Origin of the sequence: Catenulispora sp. GAS73, from assembly GCF_041262085.1 — a bacterium.
Classification (GTDB): Bacteria; Actinomycetota; Actinomycetes; order Streptomycetales; family Catenulisporaceae; genus Catenulispora.
On the sequence record NZ_JBGCCM010000028.1, the window covers coordinates 105,595 to 121,425 of the forward strand.

14 protein-coding genes are annotated in these 15,831 nt (G+C 66.1%); 12 read left to right on the top strand and 2 right to left on the bottom strand.

Features of this window, described 5'->3' with window-relative positions; genetic code table 11:
* Window positions 1-6: 6 nt before the first annotated feature.
* The gene (locus tag ABH935_RS35180; protein WP_370382282.1) at window positions 7-1,071 is read right to left on the bottom strand and encodes a phenylalanine--tRNA ligase subunit alpha; all 1,065 of its coding nucleotides are present in this window, start codon (window positions 1,069-1,071) and stop codon (window positions 7-9) included.
* A 79-nt stretch (window positions 1,072-1,150) separates the two neighbouring features.
* On the bottom strand, window positions 1,151-1,768 hold the full coding sequence (locus tag ABH935_RS35185) for a GNAT family N-acetyltransferase (RefSeq protein ID WP_370382283.1): 618 nt from the start codon (window positions 1,766-1,768) through the stop codon (window positions 1,151-1,153).
* Window positions 1,769-1,922: 154 nt separating this feature from the next.
* Here ABH935_RS35185 and ABH935_RS35190 point away from each other — a divergent pair, with 154 nt between their 5' ends.
* From ABH935_RS35190 to ABH935_RS35245, 12 genes are all read left to right on the top strand, one after another.
* Window positions 1,923-2,666 carry a hypothetical protein gene (locus ABH935_RS35190; RefSeq protein WP_370382284.1) on the top strand — a complete coding sequence of 248 codons (744 nt, stop codon included), beginning with the start codon at window positions 1,923-1,925 and terminating at the stop codon, window positions 2,664-2,666.
* A 28-nt stretch (window positions 2,667-2,694) separates the two neighbouring features.
* Complete coding sequence (locus ABH935_RS35195) at window positions 2,695-3,420, top strand: phytanoyl-CoA dioxygenase family protein (RefSeq protein WP_370382285.1); 726 nt, start codon at window positions 2,695-2,697, stop codon at window positions 3,418-3,420.
* Window positions 3,417-4,238 carry a class I SAM-dependent methyltransferase gene (locus ABH935_RS35200; protein WP_370382286.1) on the top strand — a complete coding sequence of 274 codons (822 nt, stop codon included), beginning with the start codon at window positions 3,417-3,419 and terminating at the stop codon, window positions 4,236-4,238. Before ABH935_RS35195 ends, ABH935_RS35200 begins: the two co-directional genes overlap by 4 nt.
* On the top strand, window positions 4,235-5,245 hold the full coding sequence (locus ABH935_RS35205) for a glycosyltransferase family 9 protein (RefSeq protein ID WP_370382287.1): 1,011 nt from the start codon (window positions 4,235-4,237) through the stop codon (window positions 5,243-5,245). Before ABH935_RS35200 ends, ABH935_RS35205 begins: the two co-directional genes overlap by 4 nt.
* Window positions 5,242-5,736, top strand: coding sequence for a DUF4254 domain-containing protein (locus ABH935_RS35210; protein ID WP_370382288.1), 495 nt, complete (start codon window positions 5,242-5,244; stop codon window positions 5,734-5,736). The genes ABH935_RS35205 and ABH935_RS35210 overlap by 4 nt, the downstream gene beginning before the upstream one ends.
* Window positions 5,733-6,449 carry a phytanoyl-CoA dioxygenase family protein gene (locus ABH935_RS35215; RefSeq protein ID WP_370382289.1) on the top strand — a complete coding sequence of 239 codons (717 nt, stop codon included), beginning with the start codon at window positions 5,733-5,735 and terminating at the stop codon, window positions 6,447-6,449. Before ABH935_RS35210 ends, ABH935_RS35215 begins: the two co-directional genes overlap by 4 nt.
* Window positions 6,450-6,477: 28 nt before the next feature.
* Window positions 6,478-7,557: a glycoside hydrolase family 99-like domain-containing protein gene (locus tag ABH935_RS35220; protein WP_370382290.1), complete on the top strand. Its 1,080-nt coding sequence runs from the start codon at window positions 6,478-6,480 to the stop codon at window positions 7,555-7,557.
* A 219-nt stretch (window positions 7,558-7,776) separates the two neighbouring features.
* The gene (locus ABH935_RS35225; protein ID WP_370382291.1) at window positions 7,777-9,759 is read left to right on the top strand and encodes a hypothetical protein; all 1,983 of its coding nucleotides are present in this window, start codon (window positions 7,777-7,779) and stop codon (window positions 9,757-9,759) included.
* Window positions 9,756-12,707: an ATP-binding protein gene (locus tag ABH935_RS35230; protein ID WP_370382292.1), complete on the top strand. Its 2,952-nt coding sequence runs from the start codon at window positions 9,756-9,758 to the stop codon at window positions 12,705-12,707. The genes ABH935_RS35225 and ABH935_RS35230 overlap by 4 nt, the downstream gene beginning before the upstream one ends.
* Before the next feature lie 116 nt (window positions 12,708-12,823).
* Window positions 12,824-14,866, top strand: coding sequence for a hypothetical protein (locus ABH935_RS35235; RefSeq protein WP_370382293.1), 2,043 nt, complete (start codon window positions 12,824-12,826; stop codon window positions 14,864-14,866).
* A gap of 2 nt (window positions 14,867-14,868) precedes the next feature.
* A complete protein-coding gene (locus ABH935_RS35240) occupies window positions 14,869-15,351 on the top strand; it encodes a DUF6301 family protein (protein WP_370382294.1) in 483 nt (160 codons plus the stop codon).
* A 125-nt stretch (window positions 15,352-15,476) separates the two neighbouring features.
* Entirely contained in the window at window positions 15,477-15,773 is a 297-nt protein-coding gene (locus ABH935_RS35245; protein ID WP_370382295.1) for a hypothetical protein, read from the top strand.
* Window positions 15,774-15,831: the final 58 nt, after the last annotated feature.

Consider the following 15,831-nt stretch of genomic DNA (forward strand, 5'->3'; position numbering starts at 1 on the left):
TCCCTTCTATGCGAACTGGCTCAGGAAGCGGAGATCGGCGCTGTGCATGTGCCGGACGTCGTCGATGCCGTAGCGCATCATGACCAGCCGATCTAGGCCGACGTTGACGTAGAAGCCTGTCCACTGGTCGGGGTCCAGGCCGCCAGCGCGGAGCACGTTGGGGTGGGGGCTGCCGCCGGGCATAACCTCCAGCCAGCCGACGCCACGGCAGGTGCGACATCCGCCGCCGCCGCAGACCTGGCATTGCATGTCGATTTCGAAGCCTGGTTCGACGAATGGGAAGAAGCCGGTACGCATGCGGGTCTTCACGGGGTGTCCGAAGACCGTGTCCAGGATCGTGTCGACGAGGAACTTGCCGGCGGTCAGCGGTACATCCTTGTCGACGAGCAGCACCTCGTACTGGAAGAACGCGCGTTCGTGGCGAGCGTCCGTGCTCTCGTTGCGATAGACCCGGCCCGGGTAGACAAACCGAAACGGCGGGGTATGCGTGCGCATGTAGCGAACGCTCGCGCCCGTCAGGTGGGGTCGCAGGCACAGCCGCTCAGCACCGTGCTTGCCTTCAGAATTGGCAAGCCAGTAGGTATCCATGCTTTCACGGGCCGGGTGATCGGCGGGGAAGTTCATCGCATCGAACTCCAGCGCCTCGGAGCTGATCTCAGGGCCTTCGTAGACCTCGAAGTTCAGTTCGGCGAACGCGTCGTTGAGGTCGTACATCAGCTGGATCGTGGGGTGCAGACTCCCATTGGACGGCGGCAAACCGGGCAGGGTGACGTCCAGTGGCACATCCAGCGCCGGTTCTGAGTCGAGCAGTTCCTCCTCGCGCGACGTCAACAGGTCGCTGATTTGGCGCTGGGCGTGGTTCAGCGCCTCGCCTACGGTGCGCCGGGCGTCGGGGTCCAGGCCGCCGATTGCCCGACGGAGCAGCATGAGTGATCCGGTCTTCCCTACGGCGCCTCGACGGGCGGCATCCAGGTCGGCCAAGGAGGCGGCGCCGTGGATGCCGGATTCGGCTTCGGTGACGGCGACGGCGATTTGGGACAAGAGATCGGCCCCGGTTGGGGAGGCAGTCATGAGTGTCCGTTCTGCGGAAGGAGGTGGGTGAAGTGGCGAGACAGCAGAACGCCCCCGGACGGAGCCGGGGGCGTCGACTTCACCGCGCTCCAAGCGCTGGAGAGACTTCAGAGCGACACGAGTTGCCCGCCGGCCATCCGGGGGCTGGTAAATCGGAGCTCGCGCGACTGCATACGCAGATCGTGCCATCTGGTTGCGCAGCGTGCAAGCCCGACGCGCCGGGCCTGGTCAGGTAGCGGATCAGCCCCCGAGCGCCGGTATGCGAGGTAGCGCAGTTACGGAAGCCGTGCCGCTCGTAAAAGCGCCGGGCGCGCAGGTTGTCGCCGTGGACTTCGAGGTCCACGGCGACGCCGGCCAGTTCGGCAAGCGCCACGGTTATCAAGCGGCAAGCGACGCCGGTACCCCAGTAGCTGGGATCGACGTAACAAGACCAGATGCGGTGCGCAGAGGAGCGTCCGCCAGGCCCGCGGCCCCAGGTCAGGTGGCCAACGATTGCGTCACTGACCTCGGCAACGAGGGTCGTGGGCCCATCGACTCCGGCAAGTCGGATCCGGCGTTGCTGGATCCAGTCCTTCTCGTCGACGCGCATGACTCGAGCCCCGTCCGATTCGATGCTCGCCAGCCATGCGGCGATGTGCGCCGCAGCGATCCCCGGCTCGTCGCCATCACGTTCCGAGCGGATCGTCACATGATCCATGCCTACGCCTCCCGCCAGGCAAGTTCACCACGCGCCCTTTTCCCCACCCGTGGTCTCGATGCGGACAGTTCCGTTGTCCGCATCAAACCACTTCGCAGCGTGGCAACGATGTGGCGCTATGGAGTCGAGGCAATCCGAGCCGAGGAGGTAGGTAGTGGCCACCATAGACATCGCCCTGGAGAAGTTCGACACCTCGAAGGACAAGGTCCGGAGGGAGATCCGGGAGGGGTTCTTCCACCCCGACGGGTCCCTGCGGGTCAGCGAGAGCGAACTGCGCGCCTGGATCAGCGACCGTGCCGTCGACGAGCTCAAGCTCGTTCTGCAGCTGTCGGCCGTGGTCGCCAAGGCCGGGCACCTTCTGCCCACCCGCATCCTCGCGCAGGTCACCGACCAGATCGCCGACGAGGCCCGGCACTTCGTCATCCTGCGCGGCCTGGTGCCGGTCGAGCTCCAGTCGCAGATCGACCAGAAGGTCAGCGACCTGCCGGCCACGCTGGCCGAGGAACCCGGCTGGCAGCAACTGCTGGCCGCCGTCGAGGCCGGGAACCCGTTCGGAGCGCTGCTGGATGTGAACATCGTCCACGAGGGGTACTCGGCCGCAGCAATCGAGGAGCTGGCCGACGTCCCATTCGACGACATCCGCCAGGCCTACGCCGAGATCGGCGCCGACGAGGAGCGACACCACGAGACCGGCCGCGAACTGCTGGTCTGGCTCGCCGGCGCGGACGAGCACGCCGGAATCGCGGCCGCGACGTTGGAGCAGACACAGAACCGGGCTGGAGAAGGCACGGCGATGAGCTGGAGCTGGCCCGCGGCGAGCACCGTGGCCGGCGCGCACGAGCGGGCGACCTCCGGCAGCGCCATGAGCTGGAGCTGGCCCTCCGCGAAGCAGGCGTAGCCGGGCACCGACCGCGCCGAGGCATGCCATGTTGACCGACGCCCAGCGGCGCTCCTTCTGGTCAAGCGGCTACCTGCCCTTAGGGCAGGTAGCCGCACCACACCAGGCCAGAGCGCTCAGATGCGAGTTCGAGAACCTGACGAACCCGGCCAGCCCTGCTGTCCCCGAGGACCACCTGATGCGTTCCCCGGACGGCGGCCACATCCGGGTCGGGCTCCATCTCTGCCACCTGAGCAGCCTGTTTCGCACCCTCGCGATTGATCCCGCCGTCATGGACATGATCGGGAGGCTGTTCGGCGAGGAGCCAGCCGCTCTCACCAGCCTGGTGTTCAACAAGCCACCGAGGATCGGCGAGGAGTTGCTGGCCCACCAGGACCTGGCGTACTACCCGTACCTCGGCGCCGACGACCTGATCACCTGCTGGATCGCCTTGGACGACGTCGACCTCGCCAACGGCGCCGTGCAGTACCTGCCGGGCACTCACCGCACTGCAATCGCGCACGAGAGGACTGGACAGCAGCAAGCCCTCGCGATCAACCCAGCGTCGCTCGACGACGACAACACCGTGTCAGTGGCGCTTACCTCCGGGGAGGCGGTCGCGCACCACGGGCTGACCGTGCATCGCAGCGCCCCGAACACCAGCTCGCGGCCCCGGCTGGGTGCGGCGATCCTCTACATCCGGGCCAGCACGACGGTCAGCGCGGCGGACTTTCCGTATCCGGCGCTCACCCGCGAAGCGGAGGATCGAGCGTGACCGCGGCGCTCGAACTCCTCGACAGCACGGCGCTGACCCCCTTTTGGGCCAGGGCACATGACGCAGCACTTGATGAGCCGATCCTCGGCGACATGACGGCGTTGGGCATGGCCGCCATGGTCCGGCAGCGCTTCGCCGAGCCGTCGGTGCCGACGATCACCCGAGTCGGCTGCTGCCTGCGGAATTTGGCCGTGGACTGGTGGCTGTGCCAGCTCGTCGAGCAGCAGCGAGTCGAGACGACCGTCGTCATCGGGGCCGGGCTCGACACCCGCCGCCAGCGGCTTCCCGAACTCGACAGCAGGTTCGTCGAGGTCGACAGCGCGGCAATCATCGAGCTGCGGGACCGGTGGATCCCGGCTGCCGGCGCCACGCGGGTCGCCGGCGATGGTCTCCAAGTGGACAGCTGGCTGCACACGACCGACACGGCCGAACCGACCAGCGTCGCGATCATCCTTGAAGGAGTGCTCGCCTACCAGCAGCCCGAACGGGTCGCACGGTTCTTCGGGGAGGTCCGCGAGCACCTGCCTGGCGCGTACCTGCTTTTCGACAGCCCCGGCCCCATCTCCGCACGGAGCGCCAACCGGCCGCAGCCCGGCCGGGCTGCACGCCCCGCCTACAACTGGGCGCCCTGGAGCACGAGCCGACTGGGCGATCGCAAGAACCGGCTAATGATCATCGAGGAGAAGGGATTCATGGACTTTCCGCGCGCTATGACAAGCTGCTTCAGTAAGCGCGACCGCATCATCCACTCACTGCCCTTGCTCCGGCGTTCCTACCGCATGACCCTGGCCCGGTTCCCGGGCGGTGCCGGAGCATGACCACTCAGGCCGCGATCGCCGAAGCACAGCGGCTTCTTGGGCTGGGCCAGGCCGGCAGCGCCGTCGAGGTCCTGGCTGCTGCCCGCGCGATAGCCGCGTCGAACGTTGACCATTACGCCCTTGGCGAGACGCTGCTGCGTGCCTCGAACTGCCAGGCCGGCTGGGACTTGTACGATCTGCACCCCTCCAGGACTGCGGACCGGCTTCCCATCGACCAGCGGTGGGGCGGCGAGCCTTGTGCCCAACTGGTGCTCATCGCCGAGCAGGGGTTCGGCGACGCGATTCAGTTCCTTCGTTTCGTACCGCACGCCGCCGAGCGCGTCGACCAGGTCGTCCTAGCAGTCCACGACGAATTGCTCTCTGTGGTCCGGACATCACCGCTCCTCACCGGGATCGAGATCATGGCGAAGTCGCGTGCACGAACAATCGCCTGGCCGTCGAATGCCCGGTGGGAACGGTTGATGTCGTTACCGAAGCACGTGGACAAGCTGGCGGTCGCAATGCCGATCGGCGGCTACCTCGACGGTTCGGCATCGCAGCTCTCAGTCCCCTCGGCGCCAGAGGGGATCTGGAATGTCGGAGTCGCATGGCGAAGCACCCCACGCCAGGGATTCTCGAACCGCTCCATCCCGCGCAAGATCGCCACACAACTCGCCGCAACTGGCCGCCTGCGTCCCATCGTCCTGCATCGGGACCAAGACATAGGCAGCCCACCACGGGGCGCCGTCAGCGTCGGTATCCGCGACTTCGCAGACACCGCCGCAGTCATCTCTCAGTGCCGCTACGTCGTGACCTCGGACACCGTCACCGCGCACCTGGCGCCCGCGCTCGGAGTCCCGACGATCATCTGCCTGCGACATCTGCCCGACTGGCGCTGGGGTGCACCTGCATCCCCGACGAACTGGTACGACAGCGCCCGCCTCATGTTCCAGAAGGGAGATGAACAGTGGCCACCAGTCTTGGAGGAAGCGGTCCGCACCGTACTGACCGCGATGGACGAACGTTGACTGGCCCCGACAGGCCTCTGGAGTTGGCCCTGCGCCTCGCCAACGCTGCCGGCTGCGCGGCCGAGCTAATCCACGCGTTGCACGCGCTGCATGCCCGCCAGTGGACGTTGGAAGATCTGACACGGGGAGCTGACACATCCATCGGCCAGATCGCCTCGGCCAAGCGTGACATCGACGCCAGCAACAGCCGCCGGCATCGGCTCATCGACCAGATCGATGGGCACGTTCTACACGCGGCGTCCGGGCACCGGTTGTACTCCGAGACCGTCGGTGAGCTGATCGACCGTCTTCTCATCCTGGAGCTGAAGCAACACGCCCTACGCGAAGGCGAGGACACGGCGGCGGCTAATGAGTCTGCGGACCTGAACCGACACCTGGCTGAACTAGTCAACGAACTTGTCGCAGATCTCGCCGCGGGCCGAGCGAAACTGCCACCCAGGTTCGGGGTGAAGGTATACCGACAGCAACGCAACGTCGGCGCCCCAGCATGACTTTCACACCGGAGACTGGACTTCATCCCGGCCAGGACGCCTTTCGCGAGCACGGATTTGTCGTCCTGCGGAACGTCATCGACAGCGCTCACGTCAGCAGCTTGCGTGTCCGGCTGGAGGCGCTCCTCGGCCCCGTCTCTGTGCCAAGCCCGGCGCAAGAAGTACTTCCGCGCATTGTCGAACTCGACGCGCGGTTCGCTGACCTGGCGATGAGCAGCGAGTTGTTGACCATGGTGTCGGACCTTCTCCGGACGCCTCCGCTACTCGCCTGCTCGTACGGACATCGCAAGGCGCCCGGGACACCGGCACACACGGGCCCACACTCAGATGTCGCCCATCTGCAGGGGATTCCGCACCACGCGTCACTGGTGATGATCAAGGCTATGGTTGCCCTGACGGCGGTCGGCCCGGACAACGGTCCGACCGAAGTGCTCCCGGGTTCGCATCGGACACACGGCGCTGAGGAGCCGATCCGGGTGATGCTGGACGCTGGCGACATGTTGCTGTTCCACGCCAACCTTCAGCACACTGCCACCGCCAACGCGTCCTCCGAGAGCCGTCTGGGCCTGTGGTTCGTCTTCGCGCAGCCTTGGATGCGGATCTTCCCGGGCTATGAGTTCGGTGCCGACTTCCTCGCCGCCCAACGCCCACGGATAGCCGCCGATCCGAAGCTTCGTCACCTGTTCGGACTCGCGGACCCCTACGCGACCTGAAGCACGCACGACCTCTGGGAGACAGTCCATGCCGTTTGGCAGTGAAGTCACCACCATCGCGTTCCACCTGCCGCAGTTCCATCCAACTCCGGAGAATGATCAGTGGTGGGAACCCGGCTTCACCGAATGGACGCTGACTACACGGGCAAAGCCGCTCTTCCGCGGCCACTCCCAGCCACGACATCCTGGAAGGCTCGGCTTCTACGACCTCCGCCTCGCCGAGGCCCGTGACGCACAAGGCCGCCTCGCAGCCCAGTACGGCGTCGACGCGTTCTGCTATTGGCACTATTGGTTCGGCGACGGTGTCCGGTTCCTCGCCGAGGTGGTGGACGCCGTTGTCGAAACCGGCTACCCATCGAACGGATTCTGCCTCGGCTGGGCGAACGAGGACCTGACGGCCACGTGGCGCGGGCGGCCAGGTTCAGTCTTGCAGAAACAGAGGTACCCGAGCGGCGACGATGATCTGAAACATTTTGATGCAGTCGAGGCTGCCTTCCACAGCCCGCGCTACCTCCGCGTCGACGGTAAGCCATTGTTCTACATTTACCGTCCAATCGATCATCCCGACCTTGCTGGCTTCATCGAACGATGGCGCAAGCGCGCAGAGTCGTCGGGCCTTGGCGGCGTCTACTTTGTCGCAGAGGCCACCGGGGACAACCTGACACGGCTGAGCTGCGATATCGACGCTGTTGTCGTCGTCGACTGGACGCGCGCATTCCGCTCCGGCGACCGTATCCGACGGCCACGACGAGGCCCGCTGCGTGAGTCGTATGCACGGGCTGCGACTGACTTCCCAGGCACGGCCGGCCCGATGGGCAAAACCACGTTCCCCTGCGTCCTCACTGGGTGGGACAACACTCCACGCCACGGCCGGGCTGGCGTCGTGCTGACCGGCCGCACTCCTACGCTGTTCGCAGATCAAGTCCGGTCAGCACTCAAGCTCGTACCCGAACCACCGCTGCTATTCATCAAATCTTGGAACGAGTGGTCGGAAGGGAACTACCTAGAGCCCGACAATGAACAGGACACGCGCTATCTGGATGCGCTCGCCTCAGCCTTTCGGAGTCCCTGCCATCAGCAGGTCGACGAACCTCTAGCTCTCCCATAGAGCGGTGTCGGCGACAGGGCGCCCTCCAGACAGGGATCACCAGCGCGGTCGAGCGGGACAACGGCTTGTTGGGCTGTAGTCAGCCAGCGGTATGGCGACTTATTGCGGCACACGGCGGGTGACTGCGTATGTACCATAAGGGCTCTGATGTGCGTTCGCGGCGTGTGTTCGCTTCTATCGCACGGACAGTTCTCTTCCTGACGGGAAATGAGGAGGCCGGTGGTCGCGGTGGACGGAACTGGTGGAGAAGTGGCGCCCTGGCAAGCGTTGTTTGTGCCGGAGGAGCGGCTGGGATGGTCGTTCACCGACCGGGACCGCTTTCGCCAAGCTTTCCCCCAGCCTCGACCCGATGTCGCTCCGACCGCTGAGGGCGAGAGCGATCGCCTACAGACCGTGCGCCGAAAACTACCCGCACGCCTAGCCTGGACATGGAGGTTCGCCGTCGTAGGTGCGGTTGTCAGTTGGGCGGTGCTGATACGCCACGACACAAAGCCGGACCACCACCTGTCGCCGATGTCGGTGTTGGTCTCCGGCGCCGTCGGCGCGGTCGTGGCGGCTGTGGTGTGGGTGGGTTTGTTGCTGGGCTATTTGCTCGCGGTCCGCCGCTATGGCTCCCGGCGTCAGACGGTTCAGGTACGGCGCCATGGGGCCGCGCTGGAGGCGTGGTCTGCCCGTCGTGCAGCGTTTGAGGATCAAGAATCCCGACGGCTGGCTGGCCTGCCACAGTGGGTCTCGGCTCCGGCACCGGGACATCGCCGTATAGACGTGGTCGGCGGGAACCTGTGGGGGTGGGAGGCATTCCTGACCGTATTCGGCGCCTCGGCCCTGGCGTCCCGCGGCCCGATGGTGGTCCTGGACCTGTCGGGCGAACAGATCACCGGTGAGCTGGCCCGCGGGGCGGTGGCCTCGGGTCTGGACGTCGACGTACAAATGCTGCCTGCGGATCTGGCCGACAGCGATCTGCTAACCGATCTCGACGTGCCGTCGCTGGTCGACATCTTCATTGAGTCGCTGCACGGCGGCGACGGCAAGGCCACGCGCGGCGAGCGAGTCCTCGACGCCCGGCTCCTTGGCGCCCTATGCGACAGGCTGGCCGCCGGCGGTCTGACGATGCCCCGAATCGCCGCAGGCGCCAGGGTTCTGCTGAACGAACCGTTGGTCGGTGAAGAGTTGTCACCGGCCGAGCGCGCCGGCTTGGCTGACGAGGTGTTCTCCGAGGCGTACCGAACGCAGTCCTCGGGCAGCCTTCGTGTCATCGAGGCGTTGGCCGATTCCCTTGGTGACCTCGGGCTGCGAACGGAACGGCGACCCTCCGCAGATTTGCGGTGCGTGTCGATGTCCACGACATGGCGCAGCGGGACCGGAGATTTCCTGGCCGATCTGGTCGTGGCCTGGGCGGCCCGGCAGATCGCCGCAGACGCCGAAGTGGCGACCTTGGTAGTCGCTGGCGCGGACGAGTTGGCGCCGCGGCACCTGGAGCGGCTGTCGGACTTGTGTAACCGGCGCCAGACCAGGCTGGTCGTGATGTTCCGCCACTTGCGGGACGCGTCATTCCAGATGCTCGGGGCTGGACCGGTGGCATTCATGAACCTGGGCAACCCTCAGGAGGCGGCGCGGGCGGCCGACTTCATCGGTCGCGAGCATCGCTTCGAGATATCCGGGCTAACCCATAATGTCGGTGGAGACCAGACCCACGGGGTTGCTGACAGCAATGGAGGCTCCGAAGGTGTCGCACAGACCGCTGGCCGGGAGGCCGGCGCCAGCTCCGGCGGCCTGGCGGCTACGCCTTCGCGTAGCTGGGGTCGTTCACGGTCCCAGATGCGCAGCACCGATCGGAACTGGGGCCGGACCCTCACGGCATCAGACAGCCGCACCTGGTCCGATGCCGAAACTCGGACGCGAATATATGAGTACGCGGTGGAGCCAGCCGTCCTGCAGCAGCTCCCAGATTACGCAATGGTGCTCGTCGAACACACCGCTGCCGGAGTCCAGGTCAAAGCCGTTGAGATCAACCCCGATATCCCGCTGCTCCAGCAGACTGACGCCGAGCAGAGTTATCAAGACTCTCCGGTAAATGCCGATCTCCGCCAAGGCGTAGAGAGACCCGATACCGACGATGCGATCGGGCCGTGGCCGACCGCCCCACGTGCCGTCACGGGACCTGCTGGCGTACTGCGCCCGCAGGATCGGCGGCAGCCGTGACGGTCGAGAACTTGTCTGGATCGCAGATCGCTCCGCAGCCAGCTGTCCGTGACCCAGAGAGCCGGCCGTTGCTGCTCGGCCCTTTGTGCCGCATCGACGAGGTCTACCGCCGCACCCACGTCCCGGACGCGGACCGTGCGGCGGTCGCTCGGGCCCCAGAACGCACCGCAGCCACCATCGCCGCCTACCACCGGCACCTGGCCGACGACCGACGCTCTTTGATGCTCGCGTGGTACCGCCAGAGCACCGGGGGCCCGGTCACAGTGATATCCACAACGACAACTGCCGGACCAGGGCTTCATGCGCCGCTACTGTTCCCACCGGGCACCCGCGGACGGTCAATCGATAGTGCGTCTGTCGCCGCCGCGCTGGAGGGCTTTTCGTGGTGGTCGCCGATCGCTGGCGTAGTAGATGCTCTGCTGCCTGCAGCCGATGCCGCCCGCCTTGAGTCAGTGGCAGCACCCGATCCGCTGGAATTGGAGTTGTTGGCGGCCTGGCACGGGCCGTTCGCCTGGCTGGTCCTGGCCGAGCCTGTCGGCCCGGCTGAGTTGGACGCGATGGTCGCCGCAGCCGCTGCCGTTGAGCGTGATGCCCGAACCCGCGGCACATCATCCCCGGAATACGTGCTGCGGGCGGAGCGCCTGGCCCGCCGGCATTTGGAGCTGCGGGCCGGCACCAGCACCGGCATCTGGCGGGTCCAGTTGCTGGCCGCAGGCGTTGACCAGGCCGCAGCGGCGACGGTGGCCGGGCTGCTGGTCTCGGGCCATGCTCCCGGCCAGACTCCTTGGGCTCTGGCCCCGCTGCCGGCGGTGTCGGGCCTTTCGGCCGCGCTGCAGACGAAGACCAGCGAAGACCAGGAGCAGCGTGTGCCGTTCCTCGCCACCTCTGCGCGCCTGGCGCAGCTGGCCCATGTACCGGTGACCGAGATCCCGGGCGTTCGCGTGATAGACCGACCCGGGTTCGACATGAACGTCGAGACCGCCGGGGGCGATCAGGCAGGCGCTGTGGTTCTGGGTGAGGTACTCGACCGTACCGAGCTTGCGGCCGGTCCGCTGGCCATCGGCCGCGCCACGTTGAACCGGCATGTGTTCGTGTGCGGCGCGACCGGGTCGGGCAAATCCCAGACTGTCAGGACCCTGCTAGAAGGGCTCGCCGAAGCTGGCCCCGATGGCAAGGCGGTCCCGTGGCTGGTGATCGAACCAGCGAAATCCGAGTACGCGCGGATGGCCGGACGCCTGGCAGGACGCGCGGGCGTCCTGGTCATCCGTCCCGGCAAGCCAGACGACGCCCCCGGTTGCCTCAACCCGCTGCAACCCGCGCCAGGCTTTCCACTACAGACCCACATCGACCTGGTAAGGGATCTTTTCCTGGCCTCCTTCGAGGCCGTCGAACCGTTCCCGCAGGTCCTGGCACACGCGCTTAACCGCTGCTACCGGGAAGCCGGCTGGGATGTGGTGCTCGGCGAGCCGGCCGATCCCTCGATCGTGCCCCGGTATCCGAACCTCGCCGATTTGCAGCGCACTGCGCTGCAGGTAGTCGAGGAAGTCGGCTACGGCCGGGAGGTCACGGACAATGTGCGCGGCTTCATCGATGTACGCATCGGCAGCCTACGTCTGGGCACCCCAGGCAAGTTCTTCGATGGCGGACACCTGCTGGATGTCGAGGACCTGCTGGAACGCAACGTAGTCCTGGAGCTGGAGGACATCGGCGCCGACCAGGACAAAGCGTTCGTGATCGGTGCTGTCCTGATCCGCATCAGTGAACACCTGCGCCGCCGCGCCACGACCGGGCAGGTCAGCCTGCGGCATCTCATCGTCATCGAGGAAGCCCACCGGCTACTCAAAAACGCCGCGCCGGGCAGCCCGGCCGCCCACGCGGTGCAAACGTTCGCCGGGCTGCTGGCCGAAATCCGCGCCTACGGCGAGGGCATCGTCGTCGCCGAACAGATCCCCTCCAAGATCCTCTCCGACGTCCTCAAAAACTCGGCCACCAAGATCGTGCACCAGCTGCCGGCCCAAGACGACCGCGACGTGGTCGGCGCCACTATGAACCTCACCGCCGAGCAGTCCAAGCGCCTGGTCGCTTTGCCCCCGGGACAGGCCGCAGTGTTCACCGAGGGCATGGACGGACCGGTGCTGGCCGCGATGCCCCTGAACGAGCACCGCGAAGACGCCGCCAGCGCCAAACGGCTCCCCCGAATCACCCAGCGCAGCGTCGCCTGCGGAACTCTGTGCCGGGCCCGCCCCTGCACTCTGCGCGAGATCACCACCGCTGACCGGCTCGCGGATGACCCACGCCTGACGTTGTGGGTCGAGCTGCTCACCGTTGCCCACCTGGTCGGGGAACCTCAACCCGAGCCGGCTGGCACCTGGCTCGATCAGCTGCGTGAAGGCGCTGAACCAAGACAGCTGCAATGCGCCTTGGCCCACCGCGTCCAGGCCGCAATCAACGCCCGCTACACGGGGCTGGCCGTCCACTACGCCCCCGAAACCCTCGCCGCCCACCTCGCCGAAGCTGCGACACGCCGTCTAGCCGGGCAACTTGGGCCAGGGACCTGCGACGGCAGCGAAACCCACTGGCAGGCTGGCCGCTACCGCTGGGCCGACGTCGCACGCGCGCTGACCGCCGCCCAAAAGGAAGACAGCGGCAAGACTCACCCAGACACCACGGCCTGGCAGCTACGTGGCCTGACCCTCGCTGGCGACAATGTTGCGGCGCAGCTGAGGGCCTTCCACGCCCATCCCGACAACCACCTGCCCCGGACGGTCGTCACCGGCGTTGCCACTCCGCCGGCCTATGAGCGCGCCGCCGCGCGGCTCTTCCATGCCTCAGATCCCGTCGCCCGGCTGGAAGGCGCCCTCGGCCTGTTCACGCTGTCCACGCTTTGGCCTATCACCCGGCTGTATCCAGATACACACAATCTGGGGACTGAAGCAGCCGCCCCATGAATGATTCCCCTAGCGGGCCAGCAAGCAGCCCGACGCCGAGCGCTGCGCCAGCCAGTAACCTGTCGGTCGGCAGCAGCCGAGACACGGCACCAGCACCGGAGAGCACCACCGCCCCAGTGGGCCACTCCAACGCCGAGGCGCCATCGCTGATAGCCGAGGCCACCCTCGAACCGCCACGTATTCCGGGCCCGCGACCAGAAGCCAGCAACACCGCGCCGGCCGTGGCCGAAGCCACCATCCCGCCTGCGCCACTTCCAAACCCCACACCGATTGCGGCCGATGATTCCGCATCCCACGGCTTCGATATGTCCTCACCAGGTCACCCGGGCGAAGTCGGCTCCGTGTCCACGGCCCAGCAGGACGTGGGTCGGCCTGTAGCCGAAGCGACCTTTGTCGCCCCGCCGGTCCGCGACCTTGGCGCCCAGGGCGCCGATCAAGCTAGTGCCGCCGGCCGCAACGAGAACGAGACACCACCCGCATTCTCGGCCGCTGACTCCGCCATCCCCGTAGACACGCAGGCTCCCAACGACACCGCCGTCAGCAGTAGCGATATCGGCGCGGCCGAATCTCCTGGGTCTCGTGTGGCGGCCGATGCGGAGGTGCCCGGCGCCGCTGCCGCAACAGGCTCCCAGCCAAACAGCGACACCGCCCTTGCGGCGCCCGCCGACCCCACCGGCGGCGGCCAGACCGCAGTGCTAGCTCCCAGAGACAACGACGCGAATGGGTCCGAGGGGCCAGACCCGACCGGCGGCACTCCGCACGAAATCAGCACAGCTTCGCCAGAGCAGCAGCATGCAACCGTTGGCCGCAGCGACCGCCTGGCCGAAGAGGTGGTCGCGACCGGCATGCCAATGGCGGACGCCACCGGAACAACCGCGACTTCAAGCCTAGACGCGCCAGACAGGCTTCTGGCCTCGGGCACGGTGTCCGATGCGGCGACCCAAACCCTGGCATCCGGCGAAACCGAAGCAGGGCCACCTCCCACCTCGACCGGGGCTTCGATCGAAGGAACCTTCACGGCATCCGAACCATCGACTCCCGGCACGGGCTCACACGACTCCGTGGCGTCCGGCACAGTAGTGGACCAGAACCCGGGCGGTGACCTGCCAGCAAGTCAGGACGCCAGCGACACCGACACCGCCTCGCGATACAGCGCCGCGGACCTCGGAGCACTGGTTGGGAACGGCTCAGACACCAACCACGCACTCTACGAAGGCCCTGACGGAAAATGGCACGCCGTTGGCGACGAGATGGGGCGCGGCCTGCATCGCGACAAGACAGGCCGCCTCCGGGACGCCCGAGGATTCGTCAATGACGACAACAAGCTTCCGTCGAAGGGCATCGACGCACACGCTGAACGCGGCCAACCCCTCGACCAGATACCAGTACCGACGAGCACCGACCAACTCGCCAACCTAGCGGCGCTACACGCCGCAACCCTTGATCGAGCACAGAAGCAGGACGCGAAGAACCTTATATGGGCCAACCAAGTCGAGCCGCTGATCGACAGGCTTGAACAAACCGGACTGACCGTCGACCGCAACACGTTCGCCAGTACCAGATTTCGACAGAAGTTCGATGAGGTAGCGCCGGACCTGCCCCGAGACGTCCGAGTCGCAACCGAACGCGCCGCGGACAAATACTCGTTGGCTTCACGGGGCCTTGTGGAAGCAAGCGAGACACTGGGCGTTGTCGGGGGCAAATATATCGCATCATTGCTTCACCCAAACGGCCTGACGCTTACCAGTTCAGATGGAACCCAGGGAGTGAAAGAGACCCTGGACCGGACCCTTTATGATGGCTCGAATACGCCCATGCTGATCATCATCGAAGAGAAAGGCGCAGGGTCGACGCTTGGAGTGAGCAAGGTGAGCAACCCGAACAGCCCCAGCGAAAAGATCATCGCCCAGCAGTGCAGCCCAGAATACGTCCACCATCTTCTCGAGACGGACGCTACGCTGGCAGCAGCACTCCAAAACGACGGCCAGCTATACCGAAACGTTCAGGCCACGATCGAAGGAAGCAACGGCGGCGCCGTGAAATGCCTACTCGTACATACCTCCGCCGACGGCGCAGTGAATGCAATTCCGTACCTACTCGACGCCGCTCGCTTCCGACGTGAAACAATACGTATACCGCACGATGAAGGAACCGGTTAACCATGGCTCACCCAATCCTGTCCGACAACGAAGCGCGGGAATTTTTCACGACCGTCCATGACACCACGTTCGACTGGACTGTCGAGCAGCTTCCCGCCTTGATGGCCGAACTCGGCTGGACGATCGATGACAGCGTGACGATTCCCGGCGAGGCCGCGATCGCAGACGTCGCTTGGGATCTTCCTCAGGTCGACGTCGCCATGACATTCAGCGACGGCAACGTCAATAGATTCTCCCTCCGGCTGACGTCGCCGGCCAAGGACCCCGCCTCCCAGTTGGCAGTCGCTGACGCGTTCGCCCGGTTCACCGGCTTTGTTCAAGACATCTTCGGCGTCCCTGGCAAACGCGTTCCAGGAGACCACCCGGCACTACAGTGGCGCCACGGAGCCTACGTGCTAACGCTGACCAACTTGGTGAGCACTATCTCCGTCTTCTGGGCCACGGCAGACTTCCAAGATGCCGTCGACAAGACGGGCACAGAGTGACATCGCCCCTCAGGCAGGCGAGCGCCTGGCTCGCGGTGGATTTGGTGCAGCTCCGCGAAGGCGACGTGATCATCGTCAGACGTGGAGGAAAGTACGTCCATGCTCGCGGTGACACTGCGTGCCTCATGATTGAGACCAGCAGCAACGTAGACCTGGTGGGAGACCTTCGGCTGTCACCCGAAGACGAGGCGGCTCTACGGGCACGCGGATGGCTGCCCCCCGTTCCAGGGGTGCCCGGTTGGTTCCGCGAGTTCGCTTGGCCTGTCTCCGGCGCTGCGGCGCTGACCGGCTCCGAGATGATGATGGACGTCATTGAGCAGTTCCCAGCCCCCGGCAATGAACCGTTCGAAGTCGTCGCCTACAACCTAAGAACCAGCGAGATGCTTGATCTGGAATCAGTGCGCCGGATCCGGGCGGTGTGACGGCGGCGCGGCGCGAGCCAGCACGAGGCGACCGCCTGGTGATGGAATGGCCGGGATA